Below are 15,777 nucleotides of genomic sequence, written 5' to 3' on the forward strand. Positions count from 1 at the left end.
CATGTACGAAGCCCATTTCGGACTGCAGGAAGCACCGTTCGCATTGACGCCCAACACCCGCTATTTTCTGCGGGCGCCCAGCCATGGCGATGCGCTGGAACTGTTGCTGGTGGCCTTGAAAGAGCGGGAGGGCTTCATCAAGATCTCCGGAGAGGTCGGTACAGGCAAAACCCTGTTGTGCCGGCTTTTGCTCAACGAACTAGAGCAGACTGCCCACACCGCCTATATTCCCAATCCCCAACTTGCTCCGGATACCCTTTATGAAGCGGTGGCCGAAGAGCTGGGTGTGGATATGTCCGGATGCGCCAATGCCCACCAGGTTCTCAAGGCCATCAATGAACGATTGATTGCCCACGCCATGGAGCAGAAGCCGGTCGTCCTGGTGATCGATGAGGCCCAGGCAATGCCGGAGGAGACCATTGAGGCGTTGCGCCTGCTCACGAACCTCGAGACCGAGAGTGTCCGGCTGCTGCAGGTGGTCCTGTTTGGCCAGCCGGAGCTGGATGTGTTGCTAAGGAAGCAGAGCCTGCGCCAATTGAACCAGCGCATCACGTTCCACTATCGTCTTGCACCGCTGGACCGCAACTCGGTTGCCCAGTATCTGCGCCATCGCCTGGCTCAGGCCGGTTACAACGGCGCCGATCTGTTTGCCCCGGCTGCCCTGCGGCTGATTACCCGGGCCTCCGGTGGTATTCCAAGGCTGGTTAATATTCTTGCTCACAAATCCATGCTGGCGGCCTGGGGCCGGGGCGACCGTCTGATTGAGCGAGGCCATGCCCTGCAGGCTATCCGCGATACCGAGAGCGTCCGCTCGCCTGGCCTTATCGGGAGGTGGTTATGAGCCTCCTGAACGATGCCCTGCGCGCAGCAGAACAGCGTCAGAGCCGACCGGAGGTGGCTGCGGCCTATGCCGGCCATTCGCGGCCACCGGGTAACCGTCGCTATGGATTATGGATACTGGTACTGCTCGCGGCGGTCTTGATCGGCGCCTCAGTGTTCTGGTTCATGACTCGGGACAGTGGTGAAGCAATGCCGGCCCAGGTAAGCACCGGCCCAGCGTCTGAAACCGTTTCAGAGCCGAACACCGGTGAGCATGCCGGGAGCGGGAACGTCCCGGTTGATTCGCAACCGGCGGACGTCAGGCAAGTCGCCGAGCAGCCAGTGGCTTCCCCAATCGGGAATGAGCCGGTCCGCGAACCGCCACCGGCTCCCGAGCCCGACGCTGCGGCCCCGCCTGAACCAAAAGCTCAGGAAATGGCCCAGAAAGTGACCCAGAAAGTGGCCAAGGTGCGTGAGCCGGAGTCAAAGCCCGAACCGGTCAGAGTCGAGGCTACCGAACCGGAAACCCCCGCCAGTAAGCCGGTGGTGGCAGAGAACAAGCCAGCGCAAGAAGCAGAGGCGCCAACTCCGCCTGTGAAACAGGTACGTGAGACGCCGGAAGCCCTCGACCGTCGAGTCAGCCGGGAGTTGTCGTCGTTACTTCGAAGCGGCGAAAACCGGGAAGCTGAGCAGCGGTTGCGGGAACTGGCAGCCACCCAGGCCGTGACGGCCAGCCGGGAAGTTTTTGCCCGTCAGATGCTGGTTCAGGGAATGCCGGACCGGGCATTGGCGTGGCTCCCGGAATCGGTGGCGGACAGCGATGCCGATCTGCGACTTCTCAGGGCGCGGGCACTCCACGCCAAGGGCAGCCTGCCCGACGCGCTCGCCACCCTTGAGAGCAATGTGCCCGCTGTAGACCAGAACGCGGAGTATCGGGTAACTCTGGCGACCCTGCTGCAGCAGGCAGGCCGCAATACCGACGCCGCCAGGCATTGGTCGGCTCTCATTGCCGAGGACGACAGCCGTGCAGCCTGGTGGGTGGGCCTGGCAATTGCCCTTGAAACGGGCGGCGAGATAAACGGTGCGGTCCGGGCCTACAGCCAGGCCGCGCAGTTACCCGGGCTTTCGCCGTCCCTGGCGGATTATGTTCGTGAACGACTGAAAGCGTTGCAGGCGGGATGATGACGACAGAGCCGAAAAAGAAAGTCCGGTTAGGCGACCTGCTGGTTCAGAATGATGTCATTACTGAACAGCAGTTGATGACCGCCCTGCGAGAGCAGAAAAGCACCGGGCGCAAGCTTGGCAAGACGCTGACGGATCTTGGCTACGTGGATGAGGACAGCCTGCTCAATATTCTGTCCCGTCAGCTTGATGTGCCTTTCGTGCAGTTGCGCCACTACCAGTTCAACAACGAGTTGGTGAAAAAACTCCCGGAAGCCATGGCCCGTCGGTTCCGTAGCATTGTGCTGGCAGAGCATGGCGGCGAATTGCTGGTGGGCATGGCCGATCCCCTGGACATCTTTGCCTACGATGAGCTGGTCCGCATTCTCAAGCAGCCCATCAAACAGGCGGTGGTGCGGGAAAGCGAGCTGCTGAGCACCCTGGATCTGGTATACCGGCGGACCGATGAGATTGCGTCGCTGGCGGAAGAGCTGGAAGACGAACTGGGCGACGATGCCTTCGACCTGGCGGATCTGTCCGCCGAATCCGAAAGCGCTGAAGCGCCGGTGGTCAAGCTTCTGCAAACGCTGTTCGAGGACGCCGTTCAGGCCCGCAGTTCGGACATTCACATCGAGCCGGACGAAGCAGTTGTCCGCATCCGGCAGCGGGTGGATGGCGTGCTTCAGGAACAGGTGATGAAGGAAAAGCGGGTCAATGCCGCGCTGGTCCTGCGCCTGAAGCTCATGGCCGGCCTGAATATCTCCGAGAAGCGGATGCCCCAGGACGGGCGCTTCAACGTTCGGGTGAAGGGCCGCAGTATCGACGTGCGGGTATCCACTATGCCCGTTCAGTATGGCGAATCGGTGGTGATGCGTCTGCTGGACCAGAGCCAGGGCATGCTGAACCTCGACGGCACCGGGATGCCGTCTCAATTGCTGGAACGGTTCCGCAGGATGATCAAAAAGCCCCACGGCATGATTCTGGTGACCGGCCCCACCGGTAGCGGTAAAACGACGACGCTCTATGGCGCTTTGACCGAGCTCAACCGCCCGGAAGTGAAAATTATCACCGCCGAGGACCCGGTGGAATATCGCCTGCCCCGTATTACCCAGGTACAGGTGAACCCGAAGATCGGTCTGGAGTTCGCCAATGTACTTCGGGCCGCCCTGCGACAGGACCCGGACGTGATCCTGGTCGGCGAGATGCGGGATCGTGAGACCGTGGAGATCGGCCTGCGAGCGGCCATGACCGGCCACCTGGTACTCTCCACCCTGCACACCAACGACTCCATCAGCAGTGCCATGCGGCTGATTGATATGGGCGCGGAACCCTTTCTGGTGGCCAGTTCGCTGCTCGGTGTTGTTGCCCAGCGCTTGGTGCGTCGGGTCTGTGACAACTGTGCCGAGGCCTACACGCCCACGGAACAGGAGCTGGTCTGGCTGCGCAGTTTTGATCTGGATCCCCTGGATATGGAAGCCGGATTCGTTCATGGCCGTGGTTGCTACCAGTGCAGCAACACCGGCTATAAGGGCCGTATCGGCGTTTATGAGATGCTGGAAATGAACGAGGCGATGCTGGATGCTCTTCGACGCCAGGATGTCTCGGAGTTCACCAAAGCGGCCCGCCTGAGCCCCCTGTACCGGCCGCTGGGGCAGTGCGCCATGGACTTTGCGCTGCAGGGGACAACCACGTTGGAAGAAGTGGCCCGGGTAGCGGCTACCTCTGAGGGCGAGTTCTCACCCGAGGATGAAGTTCCCCTGCCGGATGAGCCGATCGGGGGGGGTGCCTGATGCAGTTCAGCTACCGGGGCAAGGATGATCGTGGCAGTGTCCAACAGGGTTTGCTGGGCGCGCCGAATGCCGATGCCGCTGCCACTGAGCTGATGCGCCGGGGTATTACCCCGCTTGCCATTCGCGAGGTGCAGGAAACGGAGTCGGTTATTGATCGACTGAACCGGTTGCCGATCTTCCGCAAGAAGGTCACCCTTGATGAATTGATAGTGTTCTGCCGACAGATGCATGCCCTGACCAAGGCTGGCATCCCCCTGATCCGAACCATGCGCGGCCTGGCGGAAACCACCCGCTCACCGGTGCTGGCGGAAGTTCTGGAGGATGTGACCACCCGGCTTGAAGGCGGCACCACCATGGCAACGGCCATGCAGGCACATCCCAAAGTCTTCTCGGAGCTGTTCATTGCCATGATCCACGTAGGCGAGAACACCGGGATGCTGGACGACGCTTTCCGGCGCCTGTCAGAGATTCTCGAGCTGGAGCGGGATACCAAGCGGCGCCTGAAGCAGGCCATGCGTTATCCGATGTTTGTCATCATCGCCCTGTTATCGGCTCTGATGATCGTGAACTTTCTGGTTATCCCCAAATTCGCATCGGTGTTCAACAAGCTGGGGGCAGACTTGCCGTTCCTGACCCAGGTACTGGTTGGCACCTCCAATTTCCTGCTGGCCTACTGGTACGTGATGCTGTTCGCGGTTGCCGCTGGCGGGCTCTTGCTGCGGCAGTGGAAACAGACCGAACAGGGCCGGCTGACCTGGGATCGTTACAAACTCAGGTTGCCGATTATCGGACCGTTGCTGGAATTGATCACGCTCAGTCGGTTCGCCAGGAACTTTGCTACCATGCTGTCCGCCGGCATGCCCGTAACAACTGCGTTAACCGTGGTGGCTGACACGACGGATAACGCCTGGATCTCGACTCATATTAAAGATATGCGCGCCGGCATCGAGCGGGGCGAGAGCCTGCTCAGAACAGCCAGGCACAGCGAAATGTTCACCCCGCTGATTCTGCAGATGATTGCCGTGGGTGAGGAAACCGGTTCCGTGGACGACATGCTCAACAACGTGGCGGATTTTTACGATGAGGATGTGGACTACGGCCTGAAACGGCTGGCGGAGTCGATTGAACCCATACTGATTGTGGCCATGGGCATCCTGGTTTTGATTCTGGCACTGGGCGTGTTCCTCCCGATCTGGGACCTGGGGGCCGCCGCCATGGGGCGGGGCTGAGTGCTAACGGCAAGGACGTCGGGCGCCAGCGGGCTTGCGCTTTCCCGCAAGTTTCGTTTTGCGGTGGTGCTGATGATTCTCGGTGTGCTTTGGTGGTTCTTGCTTGGCGTGCTGGAACGGGAAACCCGAAATGCCGAAGAGCGGGCCGCCAACATGGTGATCAGCCAGCTTAGATCGGCCCTGGTGATCAAAGGCGCAGAAGTGATGCTGAGCCGTAACGGCCGCCTTGCTGAGCACCGGGGCATCAACCCCTTTGAGCTGGTGGAGCACCAGTGGGGTAATTACGCTGGGCGATGCCAGGGCGAAAAACTGGCGCCGGCAACCTGGTGTTTCCGGGTAAGCGAACAAAAAGAAACAGAATACGGGCCCAAAGGCTGGTTAATTTATAAACCAGGGCAGCCAATAACCATAGATGGTCGGCAAGCCAATGAAGAACAGCCTCTGGCCTGGGCAGTGACAACGGAATTTGCAGACCGCAACGGGAATGGTGAGCGGGAGCAAGAAGAACGGCTGACGGGGTTAAAACTGGCCCCGGTGTCGTTGACAGAAGAAGCAGCGCAAACACAGGATGCGCAACGCTGAGCAGACGGACAGACACAATCTGAAAGAGGCCGACGAATGATGCAGTACGACAGCAGGCAAAAACAGAAAGGTTTTACTCTTATTGAGCTGGTGGTGGTGATTGCCATCCTGGGGATATTGGCAGCGTTTGCGTTGCCGCGGTTTGCGCAGCTTTCGGAGCAGGCGCATCGTTCAAGCATAAAAGGAACAGCCGGTGCGCTTGCGGCTGGAGTGGCACTTGCGAAAACGCAGTGGGTGTCCAACGGAAACGCGTCTGATCAGGATGATGTTGAAGATTTTGGTAATGGATTGGTTGACGTGAGCTCCGAGGGCTGGCCTACCGCTACAGGTGGTAGTAACGATCCGAATATGGTTCCAGCCCGCTGTATCCAGGTCTGGGAGGGCGTGATGCAGGCGAATGCGCCGAGTGTCAGTGAGAGCGGTACTACGGATTATACCACTTCGGTGCAGGGCGACGCCGATGGTGTTGGTGGCGGCGATGATTGTGTATTTACCTATGAACTGGATGGTTTGGGTAGCTCAATTGAGTACGACGCGGATACAGGTGAAGTGACAACAACCATCAACTGATAAACCTTAATACCTACAGACAATCGAAAACGGAGTATTACCATGAAAGCGATGACAGCCATTGCGGCAAGAAAAGAAAAAGGCTTCACCCTGATCGAACTGGTTATGGTGATTGTAATTCTGGGCATCCTGGCGGCGTTTGCTTTGCCGCGGTTTGCGGATTTTGGTAATGAGGCTAGAGTTGCGAGCCTTGATGGGGCAATTGGAGCTGTGAAGTCGGCCTCATCTATCGCTCACTCACGCTGGCTGGCGAATGGTGACGGCGCTGCGACTGTGGTTCTCGATGGTGTAACCGTAGCGATCGACAACTCTACGTCTGGAAATGGTTTCCCTACTGCTGCCACGGGCGGGATCGGCGCGGCAGCGCAACTTGATGCCAATGATTATACAATCGGCGCTGCGAACTCTGGCGTTGCGACCATAACTCCGACGGATAGCGTTGGAATTGATCGTGACGGCGACGGAACAGCGGGAGAATGCTCTTTCGACTACGATCAAGCTGATGGCACAATTGACAACCGCGTAATTGAAGACTGCTAATCGAAGAACAAGTAGGGACGAAAAAGCTCATCATAACGAGATGTTCAATGCGTGTAGCGACGGTCGAACAAGTTCAAGGATTCACGCTCGTTGAACTGATCGCTGTTGTCATTCTTATTGGCATTCTAGCGGCGGTAGGTGTCGGCCTGTTTGCCAGCCGTTCTGCTTTCTCGCCCCTTCTGGCAAGCCAGCAACTTGCCTCCGCCACGCTGCTTGCCCAACAGGCAGCGCTGGCGGGTAATGAGGCAGGCTCACTCTCAGTAACACAGGGCGCCGATGATTTCGTGTTCACCGTGGGCCCGGGCACGCCTTCCGAGCGTGAGTTCCGTATGAGCCGAAATGGCACCGGGCTTTCGGTTTCTGGCGCATCCTTCCCTATTAGTTTTAGTGATCTGGGACGTCCCGATACATCAGGCGATGTCCTTTTTACTTTTTCTGGCAACAGCACCTTTACCGTATGCCTGAGTTCTCTCGGCGCGGTTTATGGAGGTGGCTGTTGAAGCGTCGCGGTGGCAATGGCCAGCATGGAGCAACCCTCGTGGAGCTGGTGATGACGATTGTCATTATCAGTGTTGCCATTGCCGGTGTTGTCGGTGCATTTTCCCTGATTGCCGGCCGAAGTGCCGATCCGCTGAACCAGACTCGGGCTGTGGCCCTGGCTCAGCTTTATATCGACGAGATCCTGGCCCGTCGTTTTGCCGAGGCCTCACCCAATGGCGGCGGGGCCGTCACCTCGGCGGAAGCAGACTGTGGTTCAGTTGGCCCGGAAGGCGCCGAATCCCGGGAAACCTTCGACGATGTGGATGATTACAACAATCTGCAGGATAGTCCGCCCGAGAATGGCGAGGCGCAGCAACTGGCTGGCTATAGCGGATTCGAGGTCGTCATCACGGTGAGCTGCGCTGGTGGTGATGTTAGCCTGAGCGGTTTTGAGGCCAAAAGAATAGACATTACCATCACCGATCCCTCCGGCCAGGACTATGTGTTCAGCGCTTATCGGGGTAACTTCTGATGAGTCGCTCCTCTGGTTTTACTCTCATTGAACTGGTTATTGTGATTGTGCTTCTGGCCATCGTCGCAACCATCTCCGTGCAGTTTGTGGCGCTTTCAACCCGAGGTGCGCTGGATGTTAGTAGCCGTCAGCAGAGAGCATTGCAAAGTGTGGTGATCAGCGAGCAGATTTCTCGAGAGGTGCGGGAAGCTTTTCCCTTGTCCGTTCGCTCCAATGGTCCATGTCTCGAGTGGCTGCCGATCGTCGCAGCAACCCGCTACGAGCAGCTGACGACTGGCCCGGATTTTGACGAGGTAACGATTTCACCCTTTGGAAGAGCCATTGATGGTGGCTTGAGAGCGATTGTGTACGGCTATGGATCGGGCCAGTCTGCGCTTTACGATAATTTGAATCCCGGGCCGGTCTCACCACCTATCGATCCGGTTTCAGCAGGTGATACTGCCCTCAATTTTTCTGGCACAGCGAGCCACCGATTCAGAGAGCGTTCGCCAGAGAAGCGCATCTTCGTGGTGGGTAATCGCGTCAGTATCTGCCAGAACACCGATCGCCTGTACCGATTCAGTGGCTATTCCCATGGCAGCGGTCAGCCAGACCAGTCAACCCTGATGGCATCAGGAACCGGTGCCGTGCTTGGTGCCAACGTCGAACCGGGCTCGGTAGAGTTCAGGGTTACGCCACCGTCTTTGCAGCGGGCAGCAGTGGTCAGTTTTGCCTTTCAGCTGGTGGATCCGCAAAGCGGCGAAACCACGCTTGTCACTCAGGAGGTGCAGGTAAGAAATGTCCCCTAAAGGCTGTTTCCGAAACCAAAGTGGCGCGGGTCTGCCGATCGCGCTCTTTGTTATAACTGTGCTGGCGTTGCTGGTCTTCGGGATGGCTCAACTGCAGCAGAGCACAGGTGAGGCTGTGAGTTTGCAGATTCAGTCGCAGAGGGCATTCTTTGCGGCCGAGAGTGGGGCCCAAGTAAGGATCCAGTCTATTTTTGACGAAATCGATAATGGAATTACACCCTCCTGTCCCTTGCCAGTGACCGCATTCAGCTCTTCCGGCCTTGCTGGTTGCTCGGCAACATTTGATTGTGCATTCGATAGTGCGAGTGGAGTATTCACATTGGCCAGCACTGGGTCCTGCGGGAATGGAGCAGACGCTGCAACCAGAGCTGTGGAGGTGCGAGTTCAGTGATGATGCCTTTACGAATTATTGTGCTCCTTACGCTGAGTCTCTTTTGCTTACCTTCACTCGCTCTTGCGGCTCAGTGCGGTGAGATATTTCCGCAGGGGATCACTGATAATATAAACCCGAATCTTGGTGCTGACGGACTGGATCTCACTGGAAGGACTTTGGGTGCAGAGGCATGGCCTGCAAACGGCGGACAGTTGGATTCGGGTGAGTACGTATTTGAGGGAAGTACACTAACAAACTATTCCCTCGAACTGGCGCCCGGTGCAGAGGTAACGATCTTTGTCGACGGTAGCCTAACGTTTGGCGAAGGCGTCAAGGTCAATCAAGCAGGCGAGCCCAGTCAACTGCTCATAATCGTTAACGGGTCCTTTTCGGCACCAACGAATTCAAATGCTGCCGCTAAGAGAATAGAGGTAAATGGATTCATCTATGCGGCTGGATCAATCAGCGTGGCCAATAATAATCTCTTTTCCGGTTCCCTGGCTGCTGCCGGAGCGATCAGTATTGGCAATAACCCGATAGATGCACCGACCCAATGGTTGGATGAGGAACGTCTTTTGGGATTGTGTGAGATTCCTCTCGCCGGAAACCTCGCCGTCTTCGACAACTTCGAGTCATACCCCCCAGGCGCTTCGGTTGCCGGCAATAACGGTGGCTCAAACTGGGGCGGCCCCTGGCAGGGTGCCGCAGGGCAGTCCGTCATCGATACCAGTGCCAACCCTCTGGAGTTCGTGGATTCAGAAGGGCGGAGAATCCGTTCAGCCACGACACTCGAAATAGTCGGTAATAACGACGAAATTGCCTCTCGGCCTCTGAATGAAACGTTCAGCGGTGACACCCTTTTCCTGAGTATGCTGGTGCGTTTCACCGGGGATCCCACCAACAATGATTTTGTCGGATTCTGGATAGAACGACCTTCGTTCGGGGCATCGCCACAATTTGGACTGAAAGTGAACGAGGGCGGCTCCGGTACCGACGATTTCTTTGTCCGCCTTGATCAGAATGCTGACTACTCGACCGACATTGTGCCCGGCGAGACCTACCTTCTTGTTGCTCAGTATTCCAAGAGCACAGACAATTTTTTCAACAGTGCGAAACTGTGGGTCAATCCCGAATGCAACGTTAATCCGCCGCCCAATCCGTCTGCCGAGCGCAACCTTTCACCCAATAATCGGGTCAGTGAAGTTTCTTCTGTTGGCTTCCGCTCGGAGAACCTGTCTGGAAGCGATGCTTTTGAAATTGGCCAGGTGGCTGTAGGCGCCCGTTGGAGGGATGTTGTGCGCTGCTCTCCCGGTCCCTTGCTAGAATATCGGATGGAGCAGACGGGCCTGAACGGAACGGCCGGTGAAATTCTTGATACCAGCGGCAATAATCGCCACGGCACGTCGTTTGGCGGGTTAGCAACGTCGATAGAAAGCCCCGCAATTCCCGGAAATCCCGGAACCTGCCGCTACGGCGACTTTGACGGCACGAACGATCGAATCATTGATTCCGACGCCGGCGATTACCTCAATGGGCTTGAAGCCATCACTGTCATGGCCTGGGTATACAACACAGCCTCTCTGTCAGGGAATGACCGGGGGATTTTCTTTACCGATGATCCCAGTGGAGGCCGGGATAACCGGCTTGGACTCCGCTATGACACCCAGGGTTTTTTTGGCAACGGCAGCAATGTCATCAAAGCCAGTGTCTTCACTGACGAGTGTAATCTGAACCAGGAGTGTCGTCAGGTCGAGACAGTCTCTGGTCAGATGGTCCAGAACCAGTGGCAGCACATAGCCATGACCTGGACTACCGATGGTGAAATCAAAGTGTTTGTCAATGGTTCCCAAGTCGGCACATCCGGTACTCAGGGTACCGGGGGAACGGGGGCCCTCGCTGGTGTGGAACGGCTTGAGGTCGGTTTCGGCGCGAAGGGTCAGCGCTGGCAAGGGGGCATTGATGAGTTCCGAATTTTCGGGGTTGCCCTCACGGAAGCGGAGATTATGGCTGAAATGAATCGGGCGTTTCCCTGTTCCGGTTTCGGTCCCAATCATATTCGACTGACTCACCCGGGACAGGGGCTTACTTGCTCGCCGGCGGAAGTAACTGTCGAGGCTTGCGCCAACGACGATTGTTCAACACTATTCAGTGATCCTGTAGAGGTGACATTCAGTTCCCCCGCGAACAACTGGGTGCCTAACCCGGTGACGGTTAACGGTCAGACCGATGTTCAGTTGAGTGTCACTCAACCAAACACGGTCACCCTGGAGGCAAGTGCCGCCCCATCGGCCCAGAACCCCACGCGTTGTTTCAGCGGTAGTGTGGAGACCTGTGAGCTTACGTTCCTTGATTCCGGCTTCGTGGTTGACGTGCCGGATCATGTCTCTGGATCTTTGGTCAGTGCAAAGATCACGGCCGTTCGCAAGGACGACGAAAGCGAACGCTGCGTGCCCGGCTTCTCTGATGAGACAAAAGAGGTTTCGCTGTGGTCTCAATACAGCAACCCATCCAGCGGAACCTTGGCTGTTTCCGTCGATGGCAGCGCACTTTCAACATCCGCCCCCGGAAGTGCACGAAGTCTACAGTTCGACAGTGTCGGTGTGGCTGACTTGGAGCTCAGATATCCGGACGTTGGGCGAATTACCCTGAATGCGCGCCATGAAGGCAGTGGAGAGAGCGCAGGGCTCGTAATGACCGGTAATGGAAGCTTTGTTGCCAGGCCGGCCTATTTCAGTCTGGATATTCCGGGGAATCCGGCGGCTACTGGCGTGGCAGAGGGGAACGTGTTCCGTAGCGCGGGAGAGCCATTTCCAGTGACGGTCTCGGCGAGGAATGTGGACGATGATATTACGCCGAATTTTGGCAGAGAGTCCGCGCCCGAAGGAGTCGAGCTAACACCTTCACTGGTTGCTCCTGTTGGTGGATTCTTGCCACCGCTCGGCGGATCTTTCAGGAATTTTGGAGAGGACTGCAATGGCGACCCTGGGCCCGGGAACAACGGAACTGCATGCGGCGATTTCGAATGGCCAGAGGTTGGCATTATCAGCCTGGAGCCGTCCCTTGTAAGCGGGGCTTACCTTGGCACTGAAAATGTTCTCGGGAACGCAGTTGCCAACGTCGGTCGGTTTGCCCCGGCAGACTTTGACATGCAGATCGTCGATGCGGGCGACGTGGAACCCTACTGCTCAGCCGCAAACAGCTTTGCCTACATCGGCCAGGATCTTGGCTGGTCACCCGGTTCGGAACCTCTACTTGAGGTCGAGGCTCTTGCGGTTGGTGGAACAGTAACCCGAAACTATACATCAGGCAGTTTCCTGAGGTTGGATGGCAGCGGGATTGACCGGCTGCCCTCCGTTGCAGACGAGCTAGCCTCAGGAACTGAGGGAGCGCTGCTTCCGGTAGTCGCAACGCTTGATCCGATGGCTCGCTCGGTGTTTGCACCAGGAGTTATGCGATTTACCTTCAGTGGCGCAGATGTAGTCCGCTATCTGAAAGAACCCGCATCCCTGGTCGCTCCTTTTGTTCCCGACTATCGAATTACGCTCAATGGGGTGACGGATCTGGACGGCATCAGTTCTACTCAGCCCGCGCTGTCTCTGCAGCCGAACTTTGGCTTTGATCTTCGCTATGGACGCATTGCTCTTGAAAATGCGTACGGCCCGGAAACCCTGCCGCTGACAGTTCCACTGTTTGCTCAGTTTTTCGACGGCAACCGGTTTGTTATCAATGCGGATGAGAGTTGCTGGGTGTTCAATTTGCCAGGGGACGGAGATCTGGATTTTTCCGACTCGGCACTTAACGACGGGGATACCAGTGTTTCGACTGTGGTGGATGGCCAAATGCTGGCAGGCTTGGTTCCTCTCGGCGACAGATTGGTGCTGTCAGCGCCCGGTGAGGGTAAATCAGAGGCACCCGGTAATCGAGGCATTGTCGTGGAAATGGAAACTCCTGTCTGGTTGAGAGACTTTTGGGATGATGGTCTCCCGAACGACCTGGTAAACCCGTCGGCCTTGGCGACTTTCGGCGTTTACCGTGGCAACGACCGCATCATCTACTGGCAGGAAGTGCTGAACTAACGATGTAAAAAAAGGGGTCAGATGAAAGTTTCATCTGACCCCAAAACAACAACGAACCCCGGCGGTTCGCCAATCGTCAGTCGTCTTCGTGTTCCGGATGGTCCATCCCCAGTTCGTTGATCTTCCGGGTCAGCGTATTCCGTCCCCAGCCCAGAAGTATTGACGCATCACGGCGTCTGCCGCCGGTGTGCTTCAGGGCGGTCTCGATCATGATTTTCTCGAACTCGGGCACGGCCGTATCGAGAATGCCTTTCTTGCCCCGCTTGAGTTCCTGTTCGGCCCAGTTTTTCAGGCCTTCCTGCCAGGTTGTCCCGGTGGTCGGTGTTTCTGCCTGGTGCAGCAATTCCGGGGGCAAGTCATCAATGTGGATCTCGCGACCGCTGGCCATGACGGTCAGCCAGCGGCAGGTGTTCTCCAGCTGGCGGACGTTGCCCGGCCAGGGCAGGGTGGTCAGGTATTCTTCCGCTTCTTCACGCAGGATCTTCGGCTCTACGGCCAGCTCTTTTGCGGCCCGTTTCAGGAAGTGCTGCATCAGGCGGGGGATGTCTTCCCGCCGCTCGGCCAGCTTTGGCAGATGCACGCGAATAACGTTCAGGCGGTGGAAGAGGTCTTCACGGAAGGTGCCCGCCTGGACCAGCTTTTCCAGATCCTGGTGCGTTGCCGCGATGATGCGCACATCCACCTTTATCGGGGTGGTGCCACCTACGCGGTAGAACTCGCCATCGGCCAGAACCCGCAATAGTCGGGTCTGGGTGTCCGCGGGCATGTCGCCGATTTCATCGAGGAAAAGGGTGCCGCCGTTGGCCTGTTCAAAACGACCCTGTCGGGCGGCGCCGGCACCGGTAAAGGCGCCTTTTTCGTGGCCAAACAGTTCGGATTCAATCAGGTCCTTTGGAATAGCGGCCATGTTCAGGGCAATGAACGGGTGGTTGGCCCTGGGGCTGTGGTTATGCAGTGCCTGAGCCACCAGCTCCTTGCCTGTGCCGCTCTCGCCGTTGATCAGCACGGTAATATTGGAGTGGGACAGCCTGCCAATGGCGCGGAAAACTTCCTGCATGGCCGGTGCTTCACCAATAATTTCGGCGTTTCGCTGGGCCATCTCGGCCTGAGGCTCACCACTGGCCCGCTTCTCGTGGCTATGGGCCACAGCGCGTTTGACCAGCGCCACGGCGTCATCCACATCGAAGGGCTTGGGAAGGTATTCAAACGCGCCGGTCTGGTAGCTGGTCACCGCGCTCTCGAGGTCCGAGTGGGCGGTCATTATGATCACGGGCACGTCCGGGTGAACGTCCACAATCTGGGAAAGCAGGGTGATGCCGTCAACGCCGGGCATGCGGATATCGCTGACGATGGCATCCGGCTGTTCGTGCTCCAGCCGCATCATGATGCTTTCACCACTGTCAAAAACTCGGGGCTGCATACCGGCCTGGTTAAGGGCGCGCTCCAGCACCCAGCGAATACTGCGGTCGTCGTCTATGATCCAGACGTTCGCCGGTTGGCTCATGGGGTGTCCTCCAGAGGCAGGAAGATGATGAAGTCGGTTCGGCCTGGTTCGCTTTCGCATTCAACCAGTCCGCGGTGTTGACCGATGATGCTCTGGGTGATGGAAAGCCCCAGACCGGTGCCACTGGCACGGCCACTGATCATCGGATAGAAAATGTTCTGCACCAGCTCCGGCGGAATTCCGGGTCCGTTGTCGATCACGTCGACCCGACACACCAGTTTGTGGCGGCGGTTGCCAATGGTGAACTGACGCAGGGTGCGGGTGCGGAAGGTAATAGTCGGCGGTTCCTCGGAACTATGCCCCGCCTGGTTTTCGAAGGCCGCTTCCATTGCGTTCCGGGCGATGTTTAGAAACGCCTGGATCAGTTGTTCCTTGTCACCCTTGAACTCCGGAATGCTGGGGTCGTAATCCCGTTTGAAATTCAGTCGCCCTTTGCTCTCAGCCTCGAGCAGTGTGCCAACTCTTTCCAGTATTTCATGGATGTTGGTCGGCGCCAGCTTCAGTGCCTTGTTGGGGCCCAGCATCCGGTCAACAAGGCTTCTGAGGCGGTCTGCCTCGTCAATGATGACCCGGGTGTATTCCCGCTGGTCTTCACTGCTGAGTTCACGATCAAGCAGCTGGGCCGCGCCACGGATGCCGCCCAGCGGATTCTTGATCTCGTGGGCCATGCCCCGCACCAGGATACGGGTGGTCTCCTGCTGGGAGATGATGTCTTCCTCACGGCTGATCCGCATCAGCCTGTCCCTGGGCTGGATTTCGATCAGCAATTCCGTCGGCTCCAGGCTGATAGGCGTTACGGAATAATCCACCGTAAGCCGTGAACCGCTCGTGAGCAGAAACTCAGCTTCTCTGCGAGTGTAGGATTGCCCGTTCCGAACGGCGGCGAAAAGGGTTTTCAGGGCGTCTTCGGATTCGACCAGAATATCCTGGAAAGGTTGGCCCTGGCTGCGGGTCATGCTGGTTTCGAACAGGCTTTCTGCGGCCGGGTTGAGGTACTGGATAGCCAGGCTATCCTCGAGCACCAGAACAGCCGTGGTAAGGCTGTCGAGAATGCTCTTGTATCCCGTTTGATGGGCCGAGGGCAGTGCCATGCGTGAATCCCGTTGGTTCGACATAAAGTGACTTCCGGAGTTTTGCAAAAAGCGAACCACTTTGAGCCAGGTTCACAAATGAGTGGGCAAAGTGCGGGCAGAGGGGCCTATTGGCGCTGAAAAGTGCCGTAAGCTGGTGCAAATCGGGAGCATGCCTCTGAACAGCCCGGTATATTCGCCCCGTTGCTGATCAGAGTATGGCTTTTTTCTGGTGCGCGCGCACCACAATAGTGCGCGCAGCC

13 protein-coding genes are annotated in these 15,777 nt (G+C 57.6%); 11 read left to right on the forward strand and 2 right to left on the reverse strand.

The window, feature by feature from the left end:
• Position 1 precedes the first annotated feature (1 nt).
• From ACGK9W_RS20745 to ACGK9W_RS20795, 11 genes are all read left to right on the forward strand, one after another.
• The gene (locus ACGK9W_RS20745) at positions 2 to 841 is read left to right on the forward strand and encodes an ExeA family protein (protein WP_405418496.1); all 840 of its coding nucleotides are present in this window, start codon (positions 2 to 4) and stop codon (positions 839 to 841) included.
• Complete coding sequence (locus ACGK9W_RS20750) at positions 838 to 2,001, forward strand: MSHA biogenesis protein MshN (RefSeq protein WP_405418498.1); 1,164 nt, start codon at positions 838 to 840, stop codon at positions 1,999 to 2,001. The genes ACGK9W_RS20745 and ACGK9W_RS20750 overlap by 4 nt, the downstream gene beginning before the upstream one ends.
• The gene (locus ACGK9W_RS20755) at positions 2,001 to 3,770 is read left to right on the forward strand and encodes a GspE/PulE family protein (RefSeq protein ID WP_405421126.1); all 1,770 of its coding nucleotides are present in this window, start codon (positions 2,001 to 2,003) and stop codon (positions 3,768 to 3,770) included. Before ACGK9W_RS20750 ends, ACGK9W_RS20755 begins: the two co-directional genes overlap by 1 nt.
• Positions 3,770 to 4,999: a type II secretion system F family protein gene (locus ACGK9W_RS20760; protein ID WP_405418500.1), complete on the forward strand. Its 1,230-nt coding sequence runs from the start codon at positions 3,770 to 3,772 to the stop codon at positions 4,997 to 4,999. The genes ACGK9W_RS20755 and ACGK9W_RS20760 overlap by 1 nt, the downstream gene beginning before the upstream one ends.
• Positions 5,000 to 5,581 (forward strand): hypothetical protein, encoded by a 582-nt coding sequence (locus ACGK9W_RS20765; RefSeq protein ID WP_405418502.1) that lies wholly within the window; start codon positions 5,000 to 5,002, stop codon positions 5,579 to 5,581.
• A 36-nt stretch (positions 5,582 to 5,617) separates the two neighbouring features.
• The gene (locus ACGK9W_RS20770) at positions 5,618 to 6,151 is read left to right on the forward strand and encodes a type II secretion system protein (RefSeq protein ID WP_273045646.1); all 534 of its coding nucleotides are present in this window, start codon (positions 5,618 to 5,620) and stop codon (positions 6,149 to 6,151) included.
• A 42-nt stretch (positions 6,152 to 6,193) separates the two neighbouring features.
• Positions 6,194 to 6,691 carry a type II secretion system protein gene (locus ACGK9W_RS20775; RefSeq protein ID WP_273045644.1) on the forward strand — a complete coding sequence of 166 codons (498 nt, stop codon included), beginning with the start codon at positions 6,194 to 6,196 and terminating at the stop codon, positions 6,689 to 6,691.
• 47 nt (positions 6,692 to 6,738) lie between these two features.
• Complete coding sequence (locus tag ACGK9W_RS20780) at positions 6,739 to 7,191, forward strand: Tfp pilus assembly protein FimT/FimU (RefSeq protein ID WP_273045642.1); 453 nt, start codon at positions 6,739 to 6,741, stop codon at positions 7,189 to 7,191.
• The gene (locus tag ACGK9W_RS20785; RefSeq protein ID WP_273045641.1) at positions 7,188 to 7,703 is read left to right on the forward strand and encodes a type II secretion system protein; all 516 of its coding nucleotides are present in this window, start codon (positions 7,188 to 7,190) and stop codon (positions 7,701 to 7,703) included. Before ACGK9W_RS20780 ends, ACGK9W_RS20785 begins: the two co-directional genes overlap by 4 nt.
• Complete coding sequence (locus ACGK9W_RS20790) at positions 7,703 to 8,491, forward strand: type II secretion system protein (protein WP_273045639.1); 789 nt, start codon at positions 7,703 to 7,705, stop codon at positions 8,489 to 8,491. The genes ACGK9W_RS20785 and ACGK9W_RS20790 overlap by 1 nt, the downstream gene beginning before the upstream one ends.
• Before the next feature lie 840 nt (positions 8,492 to 9,331).
• A complete protein-coding gene (locus tag ACGK9W_RS20795) occupies positions 9,332 to 12,940 on the forward strand; it encodes a DUF6701 domain-containing protein (RefSeq protein WP_405418505.1) in 3,609 nt (1,202 codons plus the stop codon).
• A gap of 76 nt (positions 12,941 to 13,016) precedes the next feature.
• Here ACGK9W_RS20795 and ntrC read toward each other — a convergent pair whose 3' ends face one another.
• Entirely contained in the window at positions 13,017 to 14,444 is a 1,428-nt protein-coding gene (gene ntrC, locus ACGK9W_RS20800; RefSeq protein ID WP_014575986.1) for a nitrogen regulation protein NR(I), read from the reverse strand.
• Positions 14,441 to 15,535 carry a nitrogen regulation protein NR(II) gene (glnL, locus tag ACGK9W_RS20805; RefSeq protein ID WP_008170897.1) on the reverse strand — a complete coding sequence of 365 codons (1,095 nt, stop codon included), beginning with the start codon at positions 15,533 to 15,535 and terminating at the stop codon, positions 14,441 to 14,443. The genes ntrC and glnL overlap by 4 nt, the downstream gene beginning before the upstream one ends.
• Positions 15,536 to 15,777 lie beyond the last annotated feature (242 nt).

The sequence above is a fragment of the Marinobacter flavimaris genome, from assembly GCF_045057155.1.
Classification (GTDB): Bacteria; Pseudomonadota; Gammaproteobacteria; order Pseudomonadales; family Oleiphilaceae; genus Marinobacter; species Marinobacter manganoxydans.